Source organism: Rhodoglobus sp. G.S.4, assembly GCF_056619605.1.
On sequence record NZ_CM152748.1, the window covers coordinates 2,704,324 to 2,722,897 of the forward strand.

Sequence of the window (18,574 nt, forward strand, 5' to 3'; positions counted from 1 at the left end):
ATTGTTGCGAGCCTCGCTACCTTTAGTCACTTTTACCGGATCCATGCGGGTCTGGAAATTTCTTCCCGGTGATCAGAAGGAGCGCATCCTGAAAAGCCTGCCTGCGGCACCATCGTCATGCAATCTCAACACCACTTCACCTGCCGCGATCGTATCCTCGCTCGAGCCGATAACAGCGGGAAGATCTGCGTCTAGCGTTGTAATTACTGGCTGAAGCCCCAACGTTTCATAACGCCGAAGAACTTCAATAAGCCGCCTCTTGGCGCGGGGCTCCAAGCTTTCGAATACACCGTCGTGAAACGAGAATCTGGGAAAATTCTGCCCTTGATACGAGCGGAGCACAGCTAGATCGAAGGCGATACATAGCAATTTCTTGAATGTAAACCCTCGGCTCGCGCTAGTCGCGTCTCCCGTCGAGTCCACGATCTCCGCTGAAAACTCTAGGCTCCCAGTGGACGACACCGAAACGGAGAGCAACGCGTGCTCGTCAAGCACGGCGTACACAATTTCATCAAAATATTTCTGAATCTCTCGATATCTGCCAGAGGGGTTTTCCGCTCGCGCGCGCAAATCGAGCTCTATTGCAGTCTGCAAATGATTTTTGCGCTCTTGAATCTGGCGTTGACTCTGCTTCAGTCCTACGATCTCGCTCAAAGCGTCGCGCTGCCGTTCCAAAGAAAATAAATCTGAGCGGAGCACGATCGCGTGTTCAGAAAGTTCTTTGTACTTACCCAATGTGTCTGAGCTCTCAAGAAACTCGAATAATTGAGCTCTCTCTGCCTGCAACATTCGGAGTTCCGGGCGCAGTTTCTCCACTTGGATTTCAACCTCAGCGCGATCACGCAATAGGTATTCTCGGCGCTCATCAGAAATCGCCTGATTGAAGCCGACAAGTTGCTCAAAGTCCTTCTTCAGCTGGCCGTTGAATGCCACACCGGCTTCTCGAAAGAGTTGAGCAGTCTGATCGGGGCTGAACAGGATCGCCTCTTCTTGGAGAGACTCATCCAGCCGCACCAAAAGCTGGGTTAGTCGATACAGTTCTTCGTTTCGCTTTGATAGCTCGTCCTCGACCCGCTCCACCAATTCTTGATTGGCATCCGCGTCTGCTCGCGAAAAATTGAACGTGTCGAGCGTCTCTTGCAATTCGGCAAGAGCGCGCTGTCGTATCGCGATGATGCCCTCGATCTTCACCACATCCGCATCACGGAACGCCCCTCCCTCCCGCCAGAGAATCTCTATCGAGCGATCGAGATTCTCTGCTTGAGCGTTTTCTGCGTAAAGCTCCACGGTGAGTTTCGCATTGAGCCCCAGGAGCTGGGCCAAAAACGGCTTCCAATCTTGGTGCTTTCCCCGGAATTTCTTGAGGTGGAAAACATCGCCATAATCGTCCTGCTCGCGCAGAACGTAACCCATAATGTCGCGGTAGTCATACGGCGAGATCACTGAAAATCCAAGCAAACCATCGAGCAAACGCTTGGCAGGAGCTATTCCAAGGCCAAAATGAGCCCAGCGATCTTCCTCTATTAACGCCGCGTCCGGAACGTCAGCGTTCGAAGTGAGTATTGAAACCGGCTTGCGGGAGTCGAGCGATCGCGCGATCGTCAAGAAGGTTCCGTCTATGAGTTCCACTTCAAGGAAGAACGTGAAGCCAGCAAACAGATCTTCATGTTTATAGAGAAAGAAAGTGGGGTGCCGGCCTTTGAGTAAACAGAAGTCGACCAATCGAGCAACAGTGCTTTTGCCGAGATTGTGTACCGTCTTACCGCGGTTCTCAGGGCGCCTCACTTCTGCGAGGATTACCGAGAGGCCCTCGTTGAAAAGGATCGCCTCGAACGAATCCGGCATGTTCGAGTAGAGCCTCACAAGCTTCATTCTGCTACTTTCCTGATCCACTCAAACGAGTCAGACTTGGGCAAATACTCAACTAGTCCGAGCAAGAAGAGAAGGCTCACAGCCGGAGAAAACAAATAGTCGATCTGGCGACCCTTCAATTTGCAGTGCTCAAAAAGGGCGTCGTACGTAACGACTCTATGCCGAGAAAGGTAAGTCATCATCGTGCCAGCCAGTGCCAGCACAGTCTGATCTGGGTGCTCATGCTTGCCGGGGAACAGCATCCGTGTCACCTTCCGCCTCGCCGATATCGCAGTTCCAGTACATGTAGAAGACAAGTGCGCGCGTGAGTCGCCTATTTCTGCTCAAGAACGAATCCCTACTTACAAGAACGTCCACTAAGCGACCGAACACTGCGTCGAACGTTTGATGCTCTTGCCGGTGCGCAATGATCCTCAGATCAAAATCTTCAGCACAATCCACATAAATTTCGCGAATTCGCTTGTTACCTGGTGCGGCCAAGAATGCCTGAAACTGTTTCAACAAATGCCCGTGATTCTTCATCAGCCGATCTGAAGTCTTGCCAGTCATCGAGTTCAATTCATTTTTCTTCTCCAACGAAGTTCGCGCCACGGGATATTGATCCGACGTCGCAAGGTCGACTTCAAGCTCGAGAGCAATGGCCTCCACTACCTCGGCGAGTTCGCGGCTCGACGCGATAAGAGGCCCATCGAGAGGGTCTACTCCGGCAAGTTGCGCGAGTCTCGGTTCCAATCGGAAGGCTTCGTCGAGCGCCTCAATGCCGCAGAAATGGACGTTTTCAGTGGGAAGCCCGATCTCGGCCGCGAACGACTTCACCAGGGCTTCGTTCGCGTTGGCGGTCAGAAACCTATTCGAAAATAGCAGGTAATTGTCCAGCATTCGGCCATCACGAAGCTTCTTGGCTCGCGGTATCTCTTTAGCCAAGACTGAGCTCGCAGCGCCCCCGCTAAATTCCGCATCGCTGAAATAGCCATACGAAAAAGTGTGTTTCGCTTGGATTATGGTGACGCCGTCCCACGAACGAGATTTGCTGGGAAAGCCATCAGCGAGTCCCTCGAATCGCGCATCTCGACCACCGTCAACGCCGGTGGCAAACCCCTGAACCCCCTTGCCGAGCTGGAGCTTCGCGGCCTGCACGACTAGCGCTTCAAATTGCGCCTCCGAGAGGTCCTCGTACGGGTATCCCATGTGGTCATCGTATCCGCAAGGCCAATCCCGTCCACCACGCGACGCACCCGCGCGGTCAGACACGGCCCACCCACTTTTCAGGCCACACGCAACAGCATGTTCACCACCACGTCTTGGGCGTGCGAGTAGCTACTCTCCAGAGATGCTCTACGGCAGCAGATCCCGCATCTGCGGTCGAATCTGCATTTCGTGAATGATCAATTCGCTTCCGCTGGCCAAAACAAGAACGACCACCTCGAGGAGCAAGAATCCGACTTTGAGTGCCCAATCGTGAACTTTCAGGCGATATGCGAAGTGAGCGCGTCGCGAATAGTCTCCGAACGAGTCTTGTGTTCGCGTGCCGCGCGGGCGTCGATCGCTGCAAGTTCGTCTGGCGTGAGCCGTAATGCGACGACCCGCGAAGGCTCGGCACCTCGTCCGGGGCGGCCGCGTCCACGCTCTTTCAACTTCGCGACGTCATACCCGGCCTCTGCTTCAGCAGCCCACGCTGCAATCTGCTCCTCAGTGATGGGCACTCCGTCTACCGACTCTCCTGCACTCATACGTTTAATGTAATACGAAATTCGAACATCGACGAGGGTAGCGCGTCGCATTCAACCTCAGAACGAGTCACTACTCCTGCGAGAACACCGAAGCGCGCGCGATCTGCTCGGGCGTCAGCGTGACGCCGGTGTAGCGAACGAACTGCGCCGCGGCTTGGAGTGCGATGACTTCGGCACCCGTGATGACGAGCTTTCCGGCATCCCGAGCGGCCCGAATGAGCGGGGTCTCGGCCGGGAACGCCACCACATCGAACACCGTCTGCGCGGCGCGAATGTGGCCGGGCGAGAACGCGAGTTCGTCGGCGGCGTCTCCCGCCATCCCGAGTGGGGTCATGTTGACGATCACCGCGTGGCCCGGCTGCGGGTCGACGCTCACAGCGCGGAAGCCATACTTCGTCGCGATCGCTTCGCCCGCCTCGACGTTGCGCGCGAGCACGGTCACGTCAGCAAAGCCGGCACCGTGGAAGGCGGCGACGACCGCTTTGGCCATGCCGCCCGATCCGCGAACCAGCACCGACAACGTCGGGTCGAGTTGGTGGCGTGCGATCAGGTCGGCCACGGCCTCATAGTCGGTGTTGGATGCCGTGAGCACGCCGTCATTGTTCACGATCGTGTTCACCGACTCGATCGCTGCGGCCGAGTGCTCGACAACATCGACAAGCTCAAGCACTGCCTCTTTGAACGGCATCGAAACGGAACAGCCCCGGATGCCCAGGCCGCGGACTCCCGCGATGGCATCCTCGATGTTGCTCGTCGTGAACGCCTTGTAGATGAAGTTTAGGCCGAGCTCTTCGTAGAGATAGTTGTGAAATCGCGTGCCGAGGTTCGAGGGTCGTGCGGCGAGCGAGATACACAACGTCATATCTTTGTTGAGGATCGGCATTGACCCATTATGGCCGCGCAGATTGCAGTTGGCGCCGTGCGTTCTCGGTGTCCCGCTCGCCGCCGACCATGGCCACAATCAAGAGCACAAGGGTCCACCGCGCGATGATCGTCAGCAATTCAACAGGCTGGGTCACCGCGACATCTGAAGACCCGAGGTTCAGAAAAACAAGAATTGACCCGTAGGAAAGGAGAACGAGGCTCAGCGCTCCGAAAGAAAGCGCCAATACCCGACGGATCGTCGCCCACCGGCCGAGCCCGAACAAAGCAACGACAACCGCGCCGGCGACTCCGATGACGATCCACACTCTGAGAACTGTCGTCACCTGACTTTCGAATTGCACCTCGTGCGTCATCCAATCTTCAAAGAATGCTCGATTGGATTCAGTAAAGGGGAGCCCAAACATGAGCGGAGTGCGGGCATCCCAGAGCGCACTCGCGTGAAGAAAACCAACGATGGCCGCTGTCGCGACGATGAGCCCGCCCGCGACCGAAGCGAGCAAGAGTTCGGGTCGCATGCGCCGTGACGGAGTCGGTTCGGCCGGGCGAAGTTCTCGCCACGCCACTCTGCAAGCAACAGCAACGAGAGCGATCGCCAGTGGATAGATCAAGCTTCCCGGCGTAAAGGGCCACGGCACGGAAATCCACCAGAATTGCACGCCGTACGCGCCCGAAAAGACAGCAGCGGTGCTCGCCATGACGAGAAGAGCCACGGCAAGACGTATCCGGCGTGTGATGCCTGCAGTACCGAAGGCCAAGATCAGAGCCAGTATCGGTGCGACGATCCCGAAAGCGAGCAGGAGCATCGACGCGGTGAACGTGATGAAGTCATAGGCCGTGTTGCCGGTGAGTCCACCTGCGCTGAAAGTGGATACCTGACTGATCGCCAACACGGCGAAGCTCAAGGAAAGCCCGACTGCAAGCCTTGCTCGGGTGGTTACGGTCCACCCGCGCGACGAGCCTAGATTGGGGAGCGCGCGGCCATGAGCCATGGCGAATGCCATTGAACCCGCCGCGATTTCCGCTGTCCCAATGCCCACTTCAGGCGCATCCCGCAAATCTGCGAGCCATTGCTCCCGGTGCCTAGCGCGCGATTCCGGCGGCAGAAGTGCTGCAGCGACGCGCACGATTAATGTCGAGAAGGCGCTCATGCTGTCACCGCCGAAGTGGCAATGACACGGGGAGCAGCTTTCGGACGTCGGGCCGCAACGAATGCTGCAATCGCCGCACGAGCAGCAACCGCCCCACCATCGGTGAGCTCGTAGTAGCGACGCCGCGGACCTGACCGCGAGTCATCCTCCTCCCAGCGAGAAGCGACCCATCCCAGAGATTCCAGCCGCTCAAGGATCGGGTACACACTCCCTGCGGGGCGACCGCTTTCCTTAATTACTCGCAGCCCCCAGAGAGCGTCGGATGATTCGACGAACGTTTGCAGTACGTCGATGGTGGCGGGGGTAACCCGAGTCAATGGCTGCATGGTTCAAAACTAGCTATATAGAGATAGCGTTTCACGCCCCAGTGCGAGGGGCAAGAATCGACGCGTCGTTACGGGGCGAAACAGCAGCGTTCGGGGCGGAGATCACGCCCGCCGCGCGACGAGTTCGATCTCGCAGAGCAATGTCTCTGCGGCGGCATTGACCCATTATTGCCGCGGCGCAAACGACCCGGAGTTGGACTTGCGTGTGGTTTTGCCCCGAGCGGAGCTGCCCGCATCGGCTTGGGCGGTCGACAGAACCGGCATTGACAACTCGTGGAGCATCGCGATGCGTTCGTTGAGCGCACCGGCCATCGTGTGCTGCTCCGAATCAGAAATCTCGTACTGCCGAGCGACCTGAGCCCACGTCTCTGCAGCGGTCACTACGCGCGCAATGCGCTCTCGACTCTCAGCAGGACTAAGACCGCAGGCTGAGGCGAGCTCTCGGAGACCCGCGCCCTCGTCGGCAGCAGAGGTAGCGCCAGCGATCGACGTCGCACGCACTTCACCCAGCGCGGGGTTGGGGTTGACGTCGAAAACCGGGCTCAGTCTCCAGCCGCCCGCGGTATCGACTAGTCCGTGGTTTCGCAGGTGGTCATCAGTGTTGTGGAGGGCGACATTCAGCACTGCACGGTCAAACAGATCCTGCCGATCGTTGGCGAGCGCGGCCGAGTGGTCAGCGAGAATCTCGGCCAGTTCTACGTAGTCCCCTGACGCGCCATCCTGAACTTGCATCATCGTCATCGCGCTCATGTAACCAACCCGGCCGGTTTCTGCGCGATCGAATCTTTGCACCAGAAGTACGTGCCGCTCGCCGACCCTCACAAGCTCACGGTGGGGAACGGGGATGCCCGCACGCTCAGCCAGTTCGAGCGAAAGTGCTTCCCATGCCATCACATCCCACTCATCGTGGGCGTGCGGAAACTTCGCTATCGCAAGCGCTCCGTTGGCGAGCCGCACTGACGCTTTCGGGCGCGCGCCACCAAGCGACGCGGTTCCGGCAGCAAGAAGCACTTTGTACGCGTCGGTACCGTCGTTATCTGCAGCGACGTTATCGCTTGCCCTCAGCAGCGCCGGAAGCTCGACAAGTTTCGGCACGTCGGCTCGCGGAGAGAACATCTCGGTGCTCCCCCCTTTCGAGAACTGCAGGGCACCCTGTCGGGTCTCGTCATTGACGCCCAAGAGGAAATCGACCGCGTCGAAGGTTCGGGCAGTCCGCTTCTCTTCCGCAGCCAGCTGTCGCTCTCGACGCGTGAGAAGGTTTCGCCCCCACCTGTCGGGGGCGCTGTCTCCAAAAGCCCCCGGCATCCGTGGCACATATTGGTTTCCCGAGAACAGCGGCAGACCCGGATCTATCCGCCGATTCTTTCCGTCAGCAAGGTAGCTCGCTGTATACGTGAACGTGGTCGTGACGTTCTGGCGCTCGCGAGTGAAGTGCGCAACGCCGGCCAGAACTGGCGCGCCCTCCCTGTTTACGTGAACTTCAACGTCAGTCATCGCACGCGCTTTCGATTCACGAGATCAGCGCGCGCACGACCAAGATCAGTGCGCAGAGGATCAGCCGCATCAACAATGCTGTCGAGGATGCCGAGAGCGCGAGCAACCTGGAACGCTGTTGCGAGTCGAACCGAGCCGTCGCCGCGTTCCAGCTTGCGCAAGGTGACGAGAGAGATGTCGGCACGTTCACACACCTGCTGAGCAGTGAGCCCCTGCACCATGCGCCATGCGCGCACAGAATCGCCGAATGTCTCCTGCTGTTTCTTGATATTGTACGACATTAGATCTCCCCTAATGCCATCAGAGTATCGCTAAAGTCCACTAAATGATAGCGATGTGGCATTAGGCCGCAAGATGAGGCTGCTAAAAACACAAGTAGGCGGTTCCGCGAATTTTCTGCAACCCTCTACAGATCGTGGGATCGGCCCGGAGCACATCGGCTTAACTTAGCGAGCGAAAGCCATCATGACGATCGCAAAAAGCCACGGGAAGCAGCTCACAATTCCTATCGAGCTCAGCACAGCTCCGATCAGCGATGGCACAGTGCCGACAGGGGAACGTGTGGACCTCAGCACTCGGCGCGCATAGAGCGCGGTGGCCAACCCTGCTATGCCGATTAGTGTCGCGACGACAGGCAGCGTGAACAGCGCCGCGGCGGCGATCCCCAAGACGAGGGCGGCATACGCTGGTTTAGTCGCGGTAATGGACTGCTCCTCGACGGACTGAATTGCCTGGCTCATGTGTCCACTTTCGATCGTCCTGGGCTTTCGCGGGATTGCACGCAGGTGCCTCTTCGTCACAGCGTTAGATTCACCTCAACCGTAACAATTGGCTCCCGCGACGTCGAGCATTGCTTACCAACAGTGCGTGGGTAGCTGCGCTACGCTCGCGTGAGGAGCCAATCGTGAACTTAATTCAAGCAATCGGGCAATACCTAGTGTGACTAGCGATAACGAGATCATCCGGAGGTCGTGGGATAACCCTGCGGTCTTCGCCGAGATGTACGACCGCCATGCGACATCCGTCTATCGGTATGCGGCACGGCGAGCGGGCGTCGACACTGCGGATGACATCATGGCCGAGACTTTCTTGGTCGCTTTTGAGCGGCGCAACCGCTTCGATAGCGCCTTCGCGAGTGCTCTGCCGTGGCTGCTCGGGATCGCAACAGTGCTGATCCGCAAATAGCGGGGGTCGGAAGCGCGGTTCTTGCGCGCGGTCGTCGCCTCGGGGCCTCCGGCGACGGTCATCGAGGATCACGACGATCGCCTCGACGCCGACCTCTCGATTCGGGCTCTGGCAGGGGCAATTCGCAAACTGCCTGCTCGCGACCGGGATGCACTGCTGCTGTATGCGTGGGGCAACCTCGACTATGAGGGCGTCGCACTCGCCTTGAACATTCCCGTCGGGACTGTTCGGTCACGTCTCAATCGCGCGCGGCGAGTGCTGCGCCAATCTGCTGGCATCACGCCGGCACAGGAGGTGGATCGTGGACGAACTTCAACAGCTCCGATCGTTCGGTAAGGATGTCGCGGATCCGTCTGCCGAGGCTCTGAGCCGCGGTCGACGAGGTCTGGTCGAACACATCGGATCACAGCCAGCAATCGCTAAGCCCAGCTCTAAAAAGCGCTTTGCGTTCTTCGGCGGCACCAGCGCTCTCGCCGCTGGCGCACTCGTGGCCACTCTCGTATTCACCGACGTGCTCGGCTTGGCTGGCTGGAGAGGTGGGGCGGATGCTGCTGCCGCATCCGCGCTCAGCGATGCTGCTGCCGCGGCCATCCAGAACTCCGATCCCGTCGTCGGGGCAGGGCAGTACTTGAAGGTCGACACCGAGGCGGTATTCATGGGCCAGGTCCAGAATGCGGATTGGGAGCACTTTGCCTATCTAGGAACCCAAAACTCACAACTGTATATTCCTGCCGACCACACAAACCATTGGGTTCTCGTAACTGAACCGCGATCCGCGATCAAGGTCTTTGGTGAAGGCTTCGAAGAGGAGGCGCAGGAAGCTGCTCGGGCAACCTTCGATAAGGAGGAAATCAGCCGGGCGCCGTACGGCGGTTTCGACAATTCGAAACCACGCGACTGGAGATTGGATGAGCTGCCGCGCGACCCCCAGCGGCTGCTCAACTACATCTATCGGGTCACCGCAGGCCACGGGGTTAGCGCCGACGGACAGGCCTTCGATTTTATTTCCACAACGCTGCGTACTGGAGTGGTTCCAGCCGAGCTTCGTGCCGCGCTTTATCGAGCCGCGGCGGGGATTCCTGGCGTTGAAATCACCGATGAGGCAGCCACACTGAACGGCCGAACCGGAGTCGCCTTCGGCCGCGAAGAGAAGGACGGCTTTCTTCATGAAATCATCATCGATCCCGATACGGGGCTCCTCATCGGTGAGCGCACTGTGAAGCTTATCGACAGCAAGTTAGTTCCGGTGTTTGCGGGAGAAGTTACCGGGTGGACAGCTGTCACCACAACTGTTGTCGATGAGGCCCCAGCGGGCGGCTCACTGTGCGGTAATGGCGGCGAACCACTGAACGGCCTCGGCAGTGGGCAGTGCACTGACCCCAATAGGCCGCGCACCGACTGACCCTTCACCGGAATCCTCGTGTCGAGCACTTGTCATTTTTCTCGCGGCAGCGCACGATGAGAACATGAATTTCACCGGCGTTCTTCCCGAAGACGCGCCTGACCCACGGGCACACCATGCTGCACTGTTGCGCCAGATGCCCATCCCGGTGATGGGGTTCGCCGCTCAGAGCTCGGTAGACGAGACGGATGTCAGCGTCAGTTCTGCGAGCGACAGTGAGGGCTATTCGTCCATGTCCGCCAGCATCTCAGCCACCCTGTGGCGCAATCCTGACGACAAGTCTGACCCCGCAAACCTTGCTGAGCTGGATGACAGCGCTCGCCGTGCGATCGAAGAGGTGCCGCCGCGACCGGCGTGGTTGATCGAGCGGGTCGAAATGATGCGATATCCGTCGCTGTGGGAGGTGGCCCAGACGCATTGGCACCGCGAGGAATCGGAGTGGAGTGCTGTCGAATTCCTCCTCAACCAACACGCCAACTACATCCTCATGAATCAGTTTCGCGAAGAGCTCGGACTCAGCGCGCACGATGGGGAGGCGCCGACACACTTGCCAGAGCGCAGGGCTACGCGACCCATTGACGTCACGATCGACGGAGAAATGATGCCAGGCGTCGAGATTGACACTGACCCTTTTGTGTACGCGGTGGGTGCGAAGCTCGCGAGCGGCGGAACACTCACCGCGGTAGTTGCACGCGAGTATCTCCCGTTCGTCACACTTGAGTTCACCACTCGCAACCAGCAGAAAGGAGAGTCATGAGTAACCACAACAGACTCGCTCATAGCGGGCTTCTTCTCCTGACAATGACGGCAGCGCTGACAGCATGCACGGGTGGTGGCGATGTGACCATCACCAACGAAAGCTCGAGCGATGTAAGCATCACAACAGGAGACGACACATTTATCGTTCCCTCACGTGGCGCAACCGTCGTCCTCGGCGTTGGATGCATCCCGGACGAAGTGCGGGCAGATTTCGAGTCGGGCGCGTTCGTCGGAATCGCGGGCCCGATCTGCTCGGATCAGGAGCTTTTCATCCCCAATAGCGAAACCGAGACGCTCAACGTGAGACCTGTTTCGTAAGGCCAGCATGGGACCCGCGCCATCGGCTCCGTACTGTGTTCACGGTCGCTCACCGATCGCGCCTAGGCTGCTGGCATGACAACCCTGAGTTTCCGCGCCGCCACAACCAACGACATCCCGGCGCTGCTGAAGCTTGTCACTGCGGCCTACCGCGGCGAGTCCAGCCGCACCGGATGGACGAGCGAGGCCGACTTGATTGATGGCGAGCGCATTGACGCGGAAGCCCTTCACTCTGACCTCGCCAGACCACGTTCAACGATCGTGCTCGCGGAGCGTGGCGATCAGCTTGTAGCGTGCGCCCACGTCGCCGACGAGAATGAGCACGGCTACTTCGGGATGTTCGCGGTCGACCCCAACCAGCAGTCCGCCGGTCTAGGAAGCCTCGTGCTCACGGAGGCCGAGAACTACGCCGCCCGCGAGTGGGGCGTGACCGTTATGCAGATGACGGTGATCGATGCGCGCGCAGAGCTGATCGCGTTCTACGAGCGACGCGGCTATGCGCGCACCGGCATCACGAAGCCGTTCCCCTACGGCGATGAACGCGTCGGCACACCGAGGCGTGACGACCTCCAGTTCGAAGTTCTTGAGAAGAGGCTCGAACTCGTCGCCTCAGCCTTAGCCGACAAGCCGTGGCGCTAGGCTCTCCCAGTAATTTGCGAGGCCTATAGCGCGGCGACGAATCGTGAACGCGCCGACAGTGCCGACCAGCGCAACAACGGCGAGCGTGGCTGTGGCGATCGGAAGGCTTATAGCCCCAAGCCATCCCGCCAGCGGATAGGTGACCAGGAAGCACGCGTGCGACAGCGCGAACTGGGCGGTATAGACGAGATTGCGGTTGTCAGGATTAGATGCCTCTGCAAGCAACCTCGACGACGGTGTGCTGATGAGGGAAGTTCCCATCCCGAGTATCAGCCAGGTCGCGAGAAGCGCCCACCATCCGGTCGAGGTGGTGACAGCGAAAACCGTGACGACGATCGCAGCCGTCAGACCGCTAACCACAAGCACAGTGCCACTGAGCATCGTGCGCGTCACGCCGATGCGATCGACAAGCCTCGGCACGTTCACCGCCACAATGAGAGAACCAACTCCATACGCGCCGAGAGCAATTGCCAACGCCGCATCGTCGAGTTCGAAAATTCCCTTTGCATAAACAACTGAGTTCACGAGAACGATCGCTGTTCCCGCCGCCACAACCACATTGGTGAGCAGCAGGAACCGCAAGGTTGGGGTGCGAAAGAACACCAGCGCGCCGGCCGGAAGCCGCTGCCAGAAGGTGCCGGAATCTCGACCTGAAAGATTCGGGGGCAGTGCGGTTGCCAAGACCAGCCCTGCAGACCCAGCGAAACCGATTGCCGTTCCGACGAACAAGTTGTTGTAACTGACAACGGTCAGGAGTACTGCGGCAATGGTTGGACTCAGCAGGGCCTCGAAATCGTAAGCGAGCCTGGATAGCGACAAAGCTCGCGTGTAGTTGCGTGCCTCTGGCACCACCGCGGGGATCAGCGATTGGAATGCAGGGGTAAAGGTTGCCGATGCAGATTGCAGAACGAATACCAGCACATAGATGTGCCACGCTTCCGTAACGAAGGGCAGCATCAACGCGATTGCGAACCGCACCGCGTCAGCGCCCACCAACACTGCCTTTTTGGGAATCCGGTCAACTAGCGCAGCGACTACAGGCGCGACACCCACGTAGGCGACCATCTTGATCGTGAGAGCCGTACCCAGCACTCGCCCCGCAGCGTCGCCGGCAAGGTCGAAGGCCAGCAGCCCCAATGCGACCGTGAGCAACCCTGTTCCGAGTAGAGCGATCACTTGAGCGCTGAACAGTGCGCGGTACGTCTTATTGCGCAGAACCTCGATCATGCGTGGTGCGCTGGCGATTCATCCACAGTGTGTTCAGCCTGCAGAATAGCCTCGACCACTAGCCGTTTCGCGTGCTCATCGGTGAGGCGGTAAAACACGCGATTGGCGTGCTTGCGCACCAGCACGAGTTTGCCCCAGCGCAACTTTGCCAAATGTTGAGACACGGATGCCGGACTCCGGTCAACGATGTCGGCGAGATGGTTCACCGACAGCTCGTCATCTTGCAGCGCAAGCACAATACGAATCCTTGTGGCATCCGCCAGCAGTCGAAACACCTCGACGGCGATCTCCACGTAGTCGCTATCTGGCTGGATTCTTTCTATCTTCGTATCCGCATGCATGCTTAGATACTAGCTCCCGGGACCTCTACCTTTAGTGATTCGAACGCGTTCGAACCGTCACCACCTGAGCCACAACAATGGCGGCTGCTACCGCGACGGCCACGATCACGGTGAAGAGATCGCTCTGCACCTTGAGAACAGCGAACGGAATCAGGATCGCAAGGTCGAGCACAATCGTCAGCACCGGCAGCCAAATCCGAGCTTCAATCTTCGCCCGCAGCCGGCGGATGACCCCCCACTGCACCGCCATATCCATCGTCAGATAGAGGAAGACGCCCATCGACGCGATCTGGCTGAGATCGAGAAAGACGGTGACGAGAATGGCCAGCCCCGCGGTGATGATCATGGGCTGATGAGGAACCGACTTTGGCAACGACGGAGCCTGCTTCATCTCTTGCAGCATCGCGTAAAGCCGCGACACCGAGTACAGACTCGCCAGCAGCCCAGACAGCGTCGCGACCACGGCGATCGCAACGGTAATACCGACACCCCACGCGCCGAAGAACGGTTCCGCCGCTTGCGCCAAAGCGTAGTTGCGAGCATCCACCGCTCCGCTCGCACCGATGCTCGAACTCACAGACACCGTGATCAACAGGTACAGGAAGGTGCAGATCGCCAGAGAGATGAGGATGGAGCGAGCGATGTTTCGCTTCGGGTCACGGATGTCGTCACCCTGATTAGTGATCGTCGTGAAGCCCTTATAGGCGAGAACGCACAACGTTGTTCCGGCCAGAACCCCAACGATGCTGATCGAGTCCCCCGACGACTTCGACAAGAATCCGTCACCGCCAACCGCGACACCGATAAGGCCGGCAATAGCGAGCACGGCGATCCCGATGATCTTGGCGATTGCCGTAATCGTTGCCGAGCGTTCGACGAGGGTATTGCCGACGAAGTTCACAATCGCAGCTGTGGCGATGGCGGCAACGCCCAGGATGGGAACCAGAATCACAGAATCCTGCAAGCCGAAGGGGCGAAGCAGGTAGGTGCCGAACGTGCGCGCCAACAGGCTCTCAGCCACCACCATCGAGACGTACATGAATAGCGAGAATGAACCGGCGACCACTCCTGGGCCATAGGCATCCTTCAACAGCATCGCGATTCCGCCCGAGGAGGGATTCACGCTCGAATAGCGCACGTACGAATACGAGCTAATAGCGGCCACTATCGCGCCAAGCAAGAACGCGAGCGGGAAGAAGTCTCCGGCGAATTCTGCGACCTGGCCAACGAGAGCGAAGATTCCCGCGCCGATCATCACCCCCGTGCCCAACGACACTGAGCCCATGAGCGAGATTTTATTTGTGCGAGTGGCCATACGAATACCTTTCCGTTCCAGAGCCAATTGAGCAATACGCGAGGGCAATGGCCCGCCGCCCGAGAACGGCGGACCCCACGTCGCTACAGCGAACTAATGATGCTCCGCATGAGCGAAATTTCAACGGTCTGCGCAGCCATGATCTTCTGGGCAAGAGCAAGGACATCAGCGTTTTCTCCCGAATCGATTTCCAACTCGGCCATGTCGATAGCGCCCTCGTGATGCACAATCATCTGCTCGAGGAACAAGCGCGACGCATCGTTTCCGTCTGCTGCTTCGAGGTCGGCCATGTCGGAGTCACTCATCATCCCATCGCCGTGACCCATACCGTCCATACCGTCTGTCACCCCGACACCCCAGCCTTCTAGCCACGAGGTCATGAGCTCGATTTCAGGGCCTTGAGCTGCCTTGATCTCTTGGGCGAGCGTGACTACACGCTCGTCAATGCCCTCCTTCACCAACACCATGTCAGCCATCTCAACGGCCTGCTCATGGTGGGGAATCATCATGACCGTAAACATGACATCTGCGCTGTTCGCATCAGCGATCGTGGCTGAGTCCGTGGGCGATGAGTCAGGGCTTTGACCAGATTGGGTCATAGCGTTTGCGCACCCCGAGAGCGCGAGCAGCGCAGTCAGGGCAATTGCGGCCGTAGCCGCGGAACGAATTTTCATCTCTCAAGTTCTCCAAATTAGTCACTGATAGGCGCGCGACCAGAACGGTCCCGCGTAAGGCGCGTCGAACTAAATCGACAGTGCGCCTCCTAGGTGCGACTGATGCAGAGACTGTCGAGATCAGGGCGCGGCGGTGCCGTGCGGGCCCGCCAGGTGAAGCGCGCAGCAGGAATCAACCTCTGCTCAACGTATTGGCCCCACCCCGGCACCAGCCTGGGCGCTGCGAAGAGAAGCGAGACAGTGAGAAGCGCAAGCACACACCACATGAGAACCATTGATGCGTCGTCGCCACATCCCGAGCAGTCGACTGCAGTCAGCGTTGAGGTAATCAACGTAGCTTCCTCGACGGTGGCGCTCCCCATCGACATAGTGGCCGCCATCGCCGACTCAGAATGAGAGGAGGGCGACACAAGTGAGTGCATCGCCACAATGCCCGTGATGAGTGCCAGCGCGAGGCAGGCCATCGCGACGAACCGCCACGTCTCGCCCAGAAGGCGGGAGAAAGAAGCGCCCACGTGCTGTGCGGGCGCAGCGTCAACGCGACGATGTGCTCGTTTTGCGGCGATGGGGGTCATAGCTCTCACTGTTCTACAAGCGAAAATCTCCGGTTGCTCTGCACAGATTCTGGATCATTCCCCTGTGCAATCACCGTGACTCTGTGCCCCAGGAATAGCTACTCCCGGTTCGAAGCCCAGCTTTCAGACTCCGCCGGCGCGAAGTGCACCCAGAGAGTTCTCGCAAGACGGCGCAGTTGCGGGTAAAGGGTGCGCCACTGCTGCTTAGTCGGCGATCCCAGTTCAATTCCCACTGCCCGCACCGCTCCATCCTCGGCAAAGATCGTCACGCCGGCGAAATCGCCGAGCGCCAACTCAGTGGTGTCTTGGGTGATCCACTCTGCAGGGTCAGTGATCGTGCCACCACCACCGAGGGACTCGTCCATCGCGAGCAGAGCTTTGTGCAGTTTCGCTGCGTTGAACTTCTTTCCTGCGGCCAGGTTGTCGGGGTCGTACCGGCGCGGGGCGAGCATGAACTCTGACTCTTCGAGCTCCGCGTAGTCCTTGGGTGACTTCTTCGGCTTCTCCGGCTTTCCCGGCTTGCCGCCAAGCTTGGGCTCGAAGAACACCGGAGGGCACGGAACATCGTCAAAGTCGCTCAGTGGCCGTGACGCCATCGGTGCAAGAATCGACTCACCGCCAGAATCACCATCCGCCAACTCCGCCCAATTCGTGAACGAGTTCGCGAACCAACCCGAGATCTTCTCCGGTGGAAGTATCCCGCGGAAGACCTTCCCCAGCGAGAACCACAAATCGACGTCAGAGAGCTGCGGTGTGGCCTCAAACGGAAATTTCGACCGATAGATGAGCTTCTGAAAGTTCTCGTGAGTCGCGTCCCCCTCCATCTGAATACCGAGATGAGTAGTGGGATCTAAACGGCGGAGGACCTCGAGCATGTAAATCGGCGCGGCCTGCGCAACAGAGAACCTTCGCCGGTTGGCGACTTCAGGAGACTCGCCAAACATGATGTCTTGGTCTGTGAGCTGGTCTCGAGGAATCATCTTCACTGCGCGTGAATCAATGAACCTAATCGACCATTCCCACAGCGTATGCACACTCGCCACGGACCCATCCATTTCACCGATAGGCCCCCGGCTTGCCGCCATCCAATGAGCCAGTTCAGTGAGCCTGAGTTCTCGGGTGGCTTCCGTGTGCGCGAGATATAACTCTGCTTGTTCTCTGCTCAGGTCTCTAGGCGTGAAACTCATCGCGCTTGCAGCCAACCGTTGATGCTGACCACGTGCATCCCCTCACCGAATTTAAGAATTGAGTTTCACCCAAGTATACGAATCGACTGAGCAGGCGAGCCGCACTTTATCGCCCTCGCCTCACCCCACTTCGAGCGTCAGCCCCGCGCCGCCAATCACCATCGCTTCGTCAAGCTCGAGCGCATACGCGTCGAGATCGTCGTAGTGGTCGGTCATGGCGCGGGCCTTCCTGAGCGATGAAACAGTGCTTCTGATAAACGAATGCCGCCCTCACAAGCGTAAGGGCGGCATCCGACTAGCGGCTATTCAGTTCGACTAGTTGCCACCCTCAAGAAGGGTGACGTCGATCGGGGCGAAGTCTCCGCCGGTGGTATCGACACCGTCGGCCTCGAGTTCTTCGAGCGCCTTGAGGATCCAGTCGTTTGTCCAAGCGGATTCCGGTGGCGCTGTAGTGATGGGGCTTGCGCCCGTCTCGTTGACGGCACTGATTGCGCCCTCAACGGTGCGGTCCCACGAGGCTTCATCGATGACACCGATGCCATTGGCGGCCGGCCAGATCAGCTTGTTGGTTTCGTTGACCATCCACAGTTCGTGGCTTGGTCCCCAACCGGAACCGGCAGCGACAGTGCCTTCTGCAGCAGCTTCGGGGTTCTCCGCGGCGTAGATCCAGCCCTTAACAACAGCCTTCAAGAACTTGACTGTCGTGTCTTGGTAGTCCTCGTCACTGTCGAGACGTTCTGTGTCAGCCCAGATTGCATCCTGGAGCATCGCACCAACGGTGTCTTCGTAGCTGATGACGTTGAAGTCAGAGGGCTGGTACAGCTCTCCCGTGTCAGGGTCGGTTGACTCAAGCAGCTGCGCGTACTCGTTGTACGTCATCGCCTGAGCTGCATCGATGTCACCCTGCAGGAACGCGTTCATGTTGAAGTCCTGCGTGATGATCTGCACGGTCGAGGAGTTGAGGCCCTCAGCAGCCATTGCCGCGAAGATTTCCCACTCGTTTCCGAAGCCCCACGAACCGATCTTCTTGCCCTCGAAGTCGGCGACCGAGTCGATACCCGAGTCAGCCCACGACACCTGGAGGGTGCCTGACTTCTGGAAAATTTGGGCGATGTTAGTGAGGTTGGCACCCTGCTCGATCGAGCCAAGCACCTTAGGAACCCACGCGATGGCGTAGTCAACGTCGCCATTGGCGAGAGCATCCTGCGGCACAATGTCACCGCCAGAGGGGATGATTTCGACATCGAGGCCCTCTTCTTCGAAGAAGCCCTGATCGGCTGCCGCGAAGTAGCCGGCGAATTGGCCCTGCGGGAGCCACTGGAGTTGGAGCTTCACTTCGGTGAGGCCGTCAGCGGAACCGCTGTCTCCCCCATCGCTCGGTGAGCATGCTGTGAGAAGGAACGCTGCCGTAACGGCAAACGCTCCGGCCGCGAGTGCGCGGCGTTTGGTGAACTTCATGTCAGACCTTCCAGATTCACGGTGCAAGTGGATACTGCT

The 18,574-nt window shown here is 58.9% G+C and carries 23 protein-coding genes; 6 read left to right on the plus strand and 17 right to left on the minus strand.

The annotated features are described in order from the left end of the window. Positions 1 to 72: 72 nt before the first annotated feature. From AC061P_RS13275 to AC061P_RS13320, 10 genes are all read right to left on the minus strand, one after another. Positions 73 to 1,872: a DUF2326 domain-containing protein gene (locus AC061P_RS13275; protein WP_480391421.1), complete on the minus strand. Its 1,800-nt coding sequence runs from the start codon at positions 1,870 to 1,872 to the stop codon at positions 73 to 75. After that, complete coding sequence (locus AC061P_RS13280) at positions 1,869 to 2,114, minus strand: ABC-three component system middle component 8 (RefSeq protein WP_480391422.1); 246 nt, start codon at positions 2,112 to 2,114, stop codon at positions 1,869 to 1,871. The genes AC061P_RS13275 and AC061P_RS13280 overlap by 4 nt, the downstream gene beginning before the upstream one ends. Next, positions 2,092 to 3,060 carry an ABC-three component system protein gene (locus tag AC061P_RS13285; protein ID WP_480391423.1) on the minus strand — a complete coding sequence of 323 codons (969 nt, stop codon included), beginning with the start codon at positions 3,058 to 3,060 and terminating at the stop codon, positions 2,092 to 2,094. Before AC061P_RS13285 ends, AC061P_RS13280 begins: the two co-directional genes overlap by 23 nt. A gap of 278 nt (positions 3,061 to 3,338) precedes the next feature. Beyond that, positions 3,339 to 3,602, minus strand: a complete 264-nt coding sequence (locus AC061P_RS13290; RefSeq protein WP_480391424.1) for a ribbon-helix-helix protein, CopG family — start codon at positions 3,600 to 3,602, stop codon at positions 3,339 to 3,341. A gap of 70 nt (positions 3,603 to 3,672) precedes the next feature. Further along, positions 3,673 to 4,485: a shikimate 5-dehydrogenase gene (locus AC061P_RS13295; RefSeq protein ID WP_480391425.1), complete on the minus strand. Its 813-nt coding sequence runs from the start codon at positions 4,483 to 4,485 to the stop codon at positions 3,673 to 3,675. Positions 4,486 to 4,492: 7 nt separating this feature from the next. Beyond that, positions 4,493 to 5,488: a hypothetical protein gene (locus tag AC061P_RS13300; RefSeq protein WP_480391426.1), complete on the minus strand. Its 996-nt coding sequence runs from the start codon at positions 5,486 to 5,488 to the stop codon at positions 4,493 to 4,495. Between the two features lie 143 nt (positions 5,489 to 5,631). Next, positions 5,632 to 5,961 (minus strand): PadR family transcriptional regulator, encoded by a 330-nt coding sequence (locus tag AC061P_RS13305; RefSeq protein ID WP_480391427.1) that lies wholly within the window; start codon positions 5,959 to 5,961, stop codon positions 5,632 to 5,634. Between the two features lie 165 nt (positions 5,962 to 6,126). After that, positions 6,127 to 7,455, minus strand: a complete 1,329-nt coding sequence (locus tag AC061P_RS13310) for a type II toxin-antitoxin system HipA family toxin (protein ID WP_480391428.1) — start codon at positions 7,453 to 7,455, stop codon at positions 6,127 to 6,129. After that, the gene (locus tag AC061P_RS13315; RefSeq protein WP_480391429.1) at positions 7,452 to 7,736 is read right to left on the minus strand and encodes a helix-turn-helix domain-containing protein; all 285 of its coding nucleotides are present in this window, start codon (positions 7,734 to 7,736) and stop codon (positions 7,452 to 7,454) included. The genes AC061P_RS13310 and AC061P_RS13315 overlap by 4 nt, the downstream gene beginning before the upstream one ends. A 165-nt stretch (positions 7,737 to 7,901) precedes the next feature. Further along, positions 7,902 to 8,195, minus strand: coding sequence for a hypothetical protein (locus AC061P_RS13320; RefSeq protein ID WP_480391430.1), 294 nt, complete (start codon positions 8,193 to 8,195; stop codon positions 7,902 to 7,904). 199 nt (positions 8,196 to 8,394) lie between these two features. Between AC061P_RS13320 and AC061P_RS13325 the strand changes: the two genes are divergently transcribed. The 6 genes from AC061P_RS13325 to AC061P_RS13350 all read left to right on the plus strand — a co-directional run bounded on the left by AC061P_RS13325 (position 8,395) and on the right by AC061P_RS13350 (position 11,758). Then, the gene (locus tag AC061P_RS13325) at positions 8,395 to 8,640 is read left to right on the plus strand and encodes an RNA polymerase sigma factor (RefSeq protein WP_480391431.1); all 246 of its coding nucleotides are present in this window, start codon (positions 8,395 to 8,397) and stop codon (positions 8,638 to 8,640) included. A gap of 21 nt (positions 8,641 to 8,661) precedes the next feature. Further along, positions 8,662 to 8,976: an RNA polymerase sigma factor gene (locus AC061P_RS13330; RefSeq protein ID WP_480391432.1), complete on the plus strand. Its 315-nt coding sequence runs from the start codon at positions 8,662 to 8,664 to the stop codon at positions 8,974 to 8,976. Further along, on the plus strand, positions 8,942 to 10,042 hold the full coding sequence (locus tag AC061P_RS13335) for a CU044_5270 family protein (RefSeq protein ID WP_480391433.1): 1,101 nt from the start codon (positions 8,942 to 8,944) through the stop codon (positions 10,040 to 10,042). Before AC061P_RS13330 ends, AC061P_RS13335 begins: the two co-directional genes overlap by 35 nt. Before the next feature lie 64 nt (positions 10,043 to 10,106). Continuing rightward, positions 10,107 to 10,799, plus strand: a complete 693-nt coding sequence (locus tag AC061P_RS13340) for a hypothetical protein (protein ID WP_449647725.1) — start codon at positions 10,107 to 10,109, stop codon at positions 10,797 to 10,799. After that, entirely contained in the window at positions 10,796 to 11,119 is a 324-nt protein-coding gene (locus AC061P_RS13345) for a hypothetical protein (protein ID WP_449647726.1), read from the plus strand. Before AC061P_RS13340 ends, AC061P_RS13345 begins: the two co-directional genes overlap by 4 nt. A 75-nt stretch (positions 11,120 to 11,194) precedes the next feature. Next, complete coding sequence (locus tag AC061P_RS13350) at positions 11,195 to 11,758, plus strand: GNAT family N-acetyltransferase (RefSeq protein WP_449647727.1); 564 nt, start codon at positions 11,195 to 11,197, stop codon at positions 11,756 to 11,758. Here the strand turns inward: AC061P_RS13350 and AC061P_RS13355 are convergent. The 7 genes from AC061P_RS13355 to AC061P_RS13385 all read right to left on the minus strand — a co-directional run bounded on the left by AC061P_RS13355 (position 11,735) and on the right by AC061P_RS13385 (position 18,535). Then, positions 11,735 to 12,985 (minus strand): MFS transporter, encoded by a 1,251-nt coding sequence (locus AC061P_RS13355; RefSeq protein WP_480391434.1) that lies wholly within the window; start codon positions 12,983 to 12,985, stop codon positions 11,735 to 11,737. The genes AC061P_RS13350 and AC061P_RS13355 overlap by 24 nt on opposite strands. Then, positions 12,982 to 13,326, minus strand: a complete 345-nt coding sequence (locus tag AC061P_RS13360; RefSeq protein ID WP_449647729.1) for an ArsR/SmtB family transcription factor — start codon at positions 13,324 to 13,326, stop codon at positions 12,982 to 12,984. Before AC061P_RS13360 ends, AC061P_RS13355 begins: the two co-directional genes overlap by 4 nt. A gap of 31 nt (positions 13,327 to 13,357) precedes the next feature. Next, positions 13,358 to 14,641 (minus strand): APC family permease, encoded by a 1,284-nt coding sequence (locus tag AC061P_RS13365; protein WP_449647730.1) that lies wholly within the window; start codon positions 14,639 to 14,641, stop codon positions 13,358 to 13,360. An 83-nt stretch (positions 14,642 to 14,724) separates the two neighbouring features. Continuing rightward, positions 14,725 to 15,315 carry a DUF305 domain-containing protein gene (locus AC061P_RS13370; protein WP_449647731.1) on the minus strand — a complete coding sequence of 197 codons (591 nt, stop codon included), beginning with the start codon at positions 15,313 to 15,315 and terminating at the stop codon, positions 14,725 to 14,727. Between the two features lie 89 nt (positions 15,316 to 15,404). Beyond that, a complete protein-coding gene (locus AC061P_RS13375) occupies positions 15,405 to 15,890 on the minus strand; it encodes a DUF6153 family protein (RefSeq protein ID WP_449647732.1) in 486 nt (161 codons plus the stop codon). 98 nt (positions 15,891 to 15,988) lie between these two features. Continuing rightward, complete coding sequence (locus AC061P_RS13380) at positions 15,989 to 16,933, minus strand: hypothetical protein (protein WP_480391435.1); 945 nt, start codon at positions 16,931 to 16,933, stop codon at positions 15,989 to 15,991. Positions 16,934 to 17,392: 459 nt separating this feature from the next. Next, the gene (locus tag AC061P_RS13385; protein WP_480391436.1) at positions 17,393 to 18,535 is read right to left on the minus strand and encodes an ABC transporter substrate-binding protein; all 1,143 of its coding nucleotides are present in this window, start codon (positions 18,533 to 18,535) and stop codon (positions 17,393 to 17,395) included. Between the last annotated feature and the right edge of the window lie 39 nt (positions 18,536 to 18,574).

Bases quoted from the DNA above. Each gene is read 5' to 3' on its own strand.
- AC061P_RS13365 (WP_449647730.1), bottom strand. From the start codon at position 14,641: ATGGCCACTCGCACAAATAAAATCTCGCTCATGGGCTCAGTGTCGTTG.
- AC061P_RS13370 (WP_449647731.1), bottom strand. From the start codon at position 15,315: ATGAAAATTCGTTCCGCGGCTACGGCCGCAATTGCCCTGACTGCGCTG.
- AC061P_RS13350 (WP_449647727.1), top strand. From the start codon at position 11,195: ATGACAACCCTGAGTTTCCGCGCCGCCACAACCAACGACATCCCGGCG.
- AC061P_RS13285 (WP_480391423.1), bottom strand. From the start codon at position 3,060: ATGGGATACCCGTACGAGGACCTCTCGGAGGCGCAATTTGAAGCGCTA.
- AC061P_RS13375 (WP_449647732.1), bottom strand. From the start codon at position 15,890: ATGACCCCCATCGCCGCAAAACGAGCACATCGTCGCGTTGACGCTGCG.
- AC061P_RS13360 (WP_449647729.1), bottom strand. From the start codon at position 13,326: ATGCATGCGGATACGAAGATAGAAAGAATCCAGCCAGATAGCGACTAC.
- AC061P_RS13305 (WP_480391427.1), bottom strand. From the start codon at position 5,961: ATGCAGCCATTGACTCGGGTTACCCCCGCCACCATCGACGTACTGCAA.
- AC061P_RS13385 (WP_480391436.1), bottom strand. From the start codon at position 18,535: ATGAAGTTCACCAAACGCCGCGCACTCGCGGCCGGAGCGTTTGCCGTT.
- AC061P_RS13345 (WP_449647726.1), top strand. From the start codon at position 10,796: ATGAGTAACCACAACAGACTCGCTCATAGCGGGCTTCTTCTCCTGACA.
- AC061P_RS13290 (WP_480391424.1), bottom strand. From the start codon at position 3,602: ATGAGTGCAGGAGAGTCGGTAGACGGAGTGCCCATCACTGAGGAGCAG.
- AC061P_RS13300 (WP_480391426.1), bottom strand. From the start codon at position 5,488: ATGGCATTCGCCATGGCTCATGGCCGCGCGCTCCCCAATCTAGGCTCG.
- AC061P_RS13280 (WP_480391422.1), bottom strand. From the start codon at position 2,114: ATGCTGTTCCCCGGCAAGCATGAGCACCCAGATCAGACTGTGCTGGCA.
- AC061P_RS13355 (WP_480391434.1), bottom strand. From the start codon at position 12,985: ATGATCGAGGTTCTGCGCAATAAGACGTACCGCGCACTGTTCAGCGCT.
- AC061P_RS13275 (WP_480391421.1), bottom strand. From the start codon at position 1,872: ATGAAGCTTGTGAGGCTCTACTCGAACATGCCGGATTCGTTCGAGGCG.
- AC061P_RS13315 (WP_480391429.1), bottom strand. From the start codon at position 7,736: ATGTCGTACAATATCAAGAAACAGCAGGAGACATTCGGCGATTCTGTG.
- AC061P_RS13320 (WP_480391430.1), bottom strand. From the start codon at position 8,195: ATGAGCCAGGCAATTCAGTCCGTCGAGGAGCAGTCCATTACCGCGACT.
- AC061P_RS13310 (WP_480391428.1), bottom strand. From the start codon at position 7,455: ATGACTGACGTTGAAGTTCACGTAAACAGGGAGGGCGCGCCAGTTCTG.
- AC061P_RS13340 (WP_449647725.1), top strand. From the start codon at position 10,107: ATGAATTTCACCGGCGTTCTTCCCGAAGACGCGCCTGACCCACGGGCA.
- AC061P_RS13295 (WP_480391425.1), bottom strand. From the start codon at position 4,485: ATGCCGATCCTCAACAAAGATATGACGTTGTGTATCTCGCTCGCCGCA.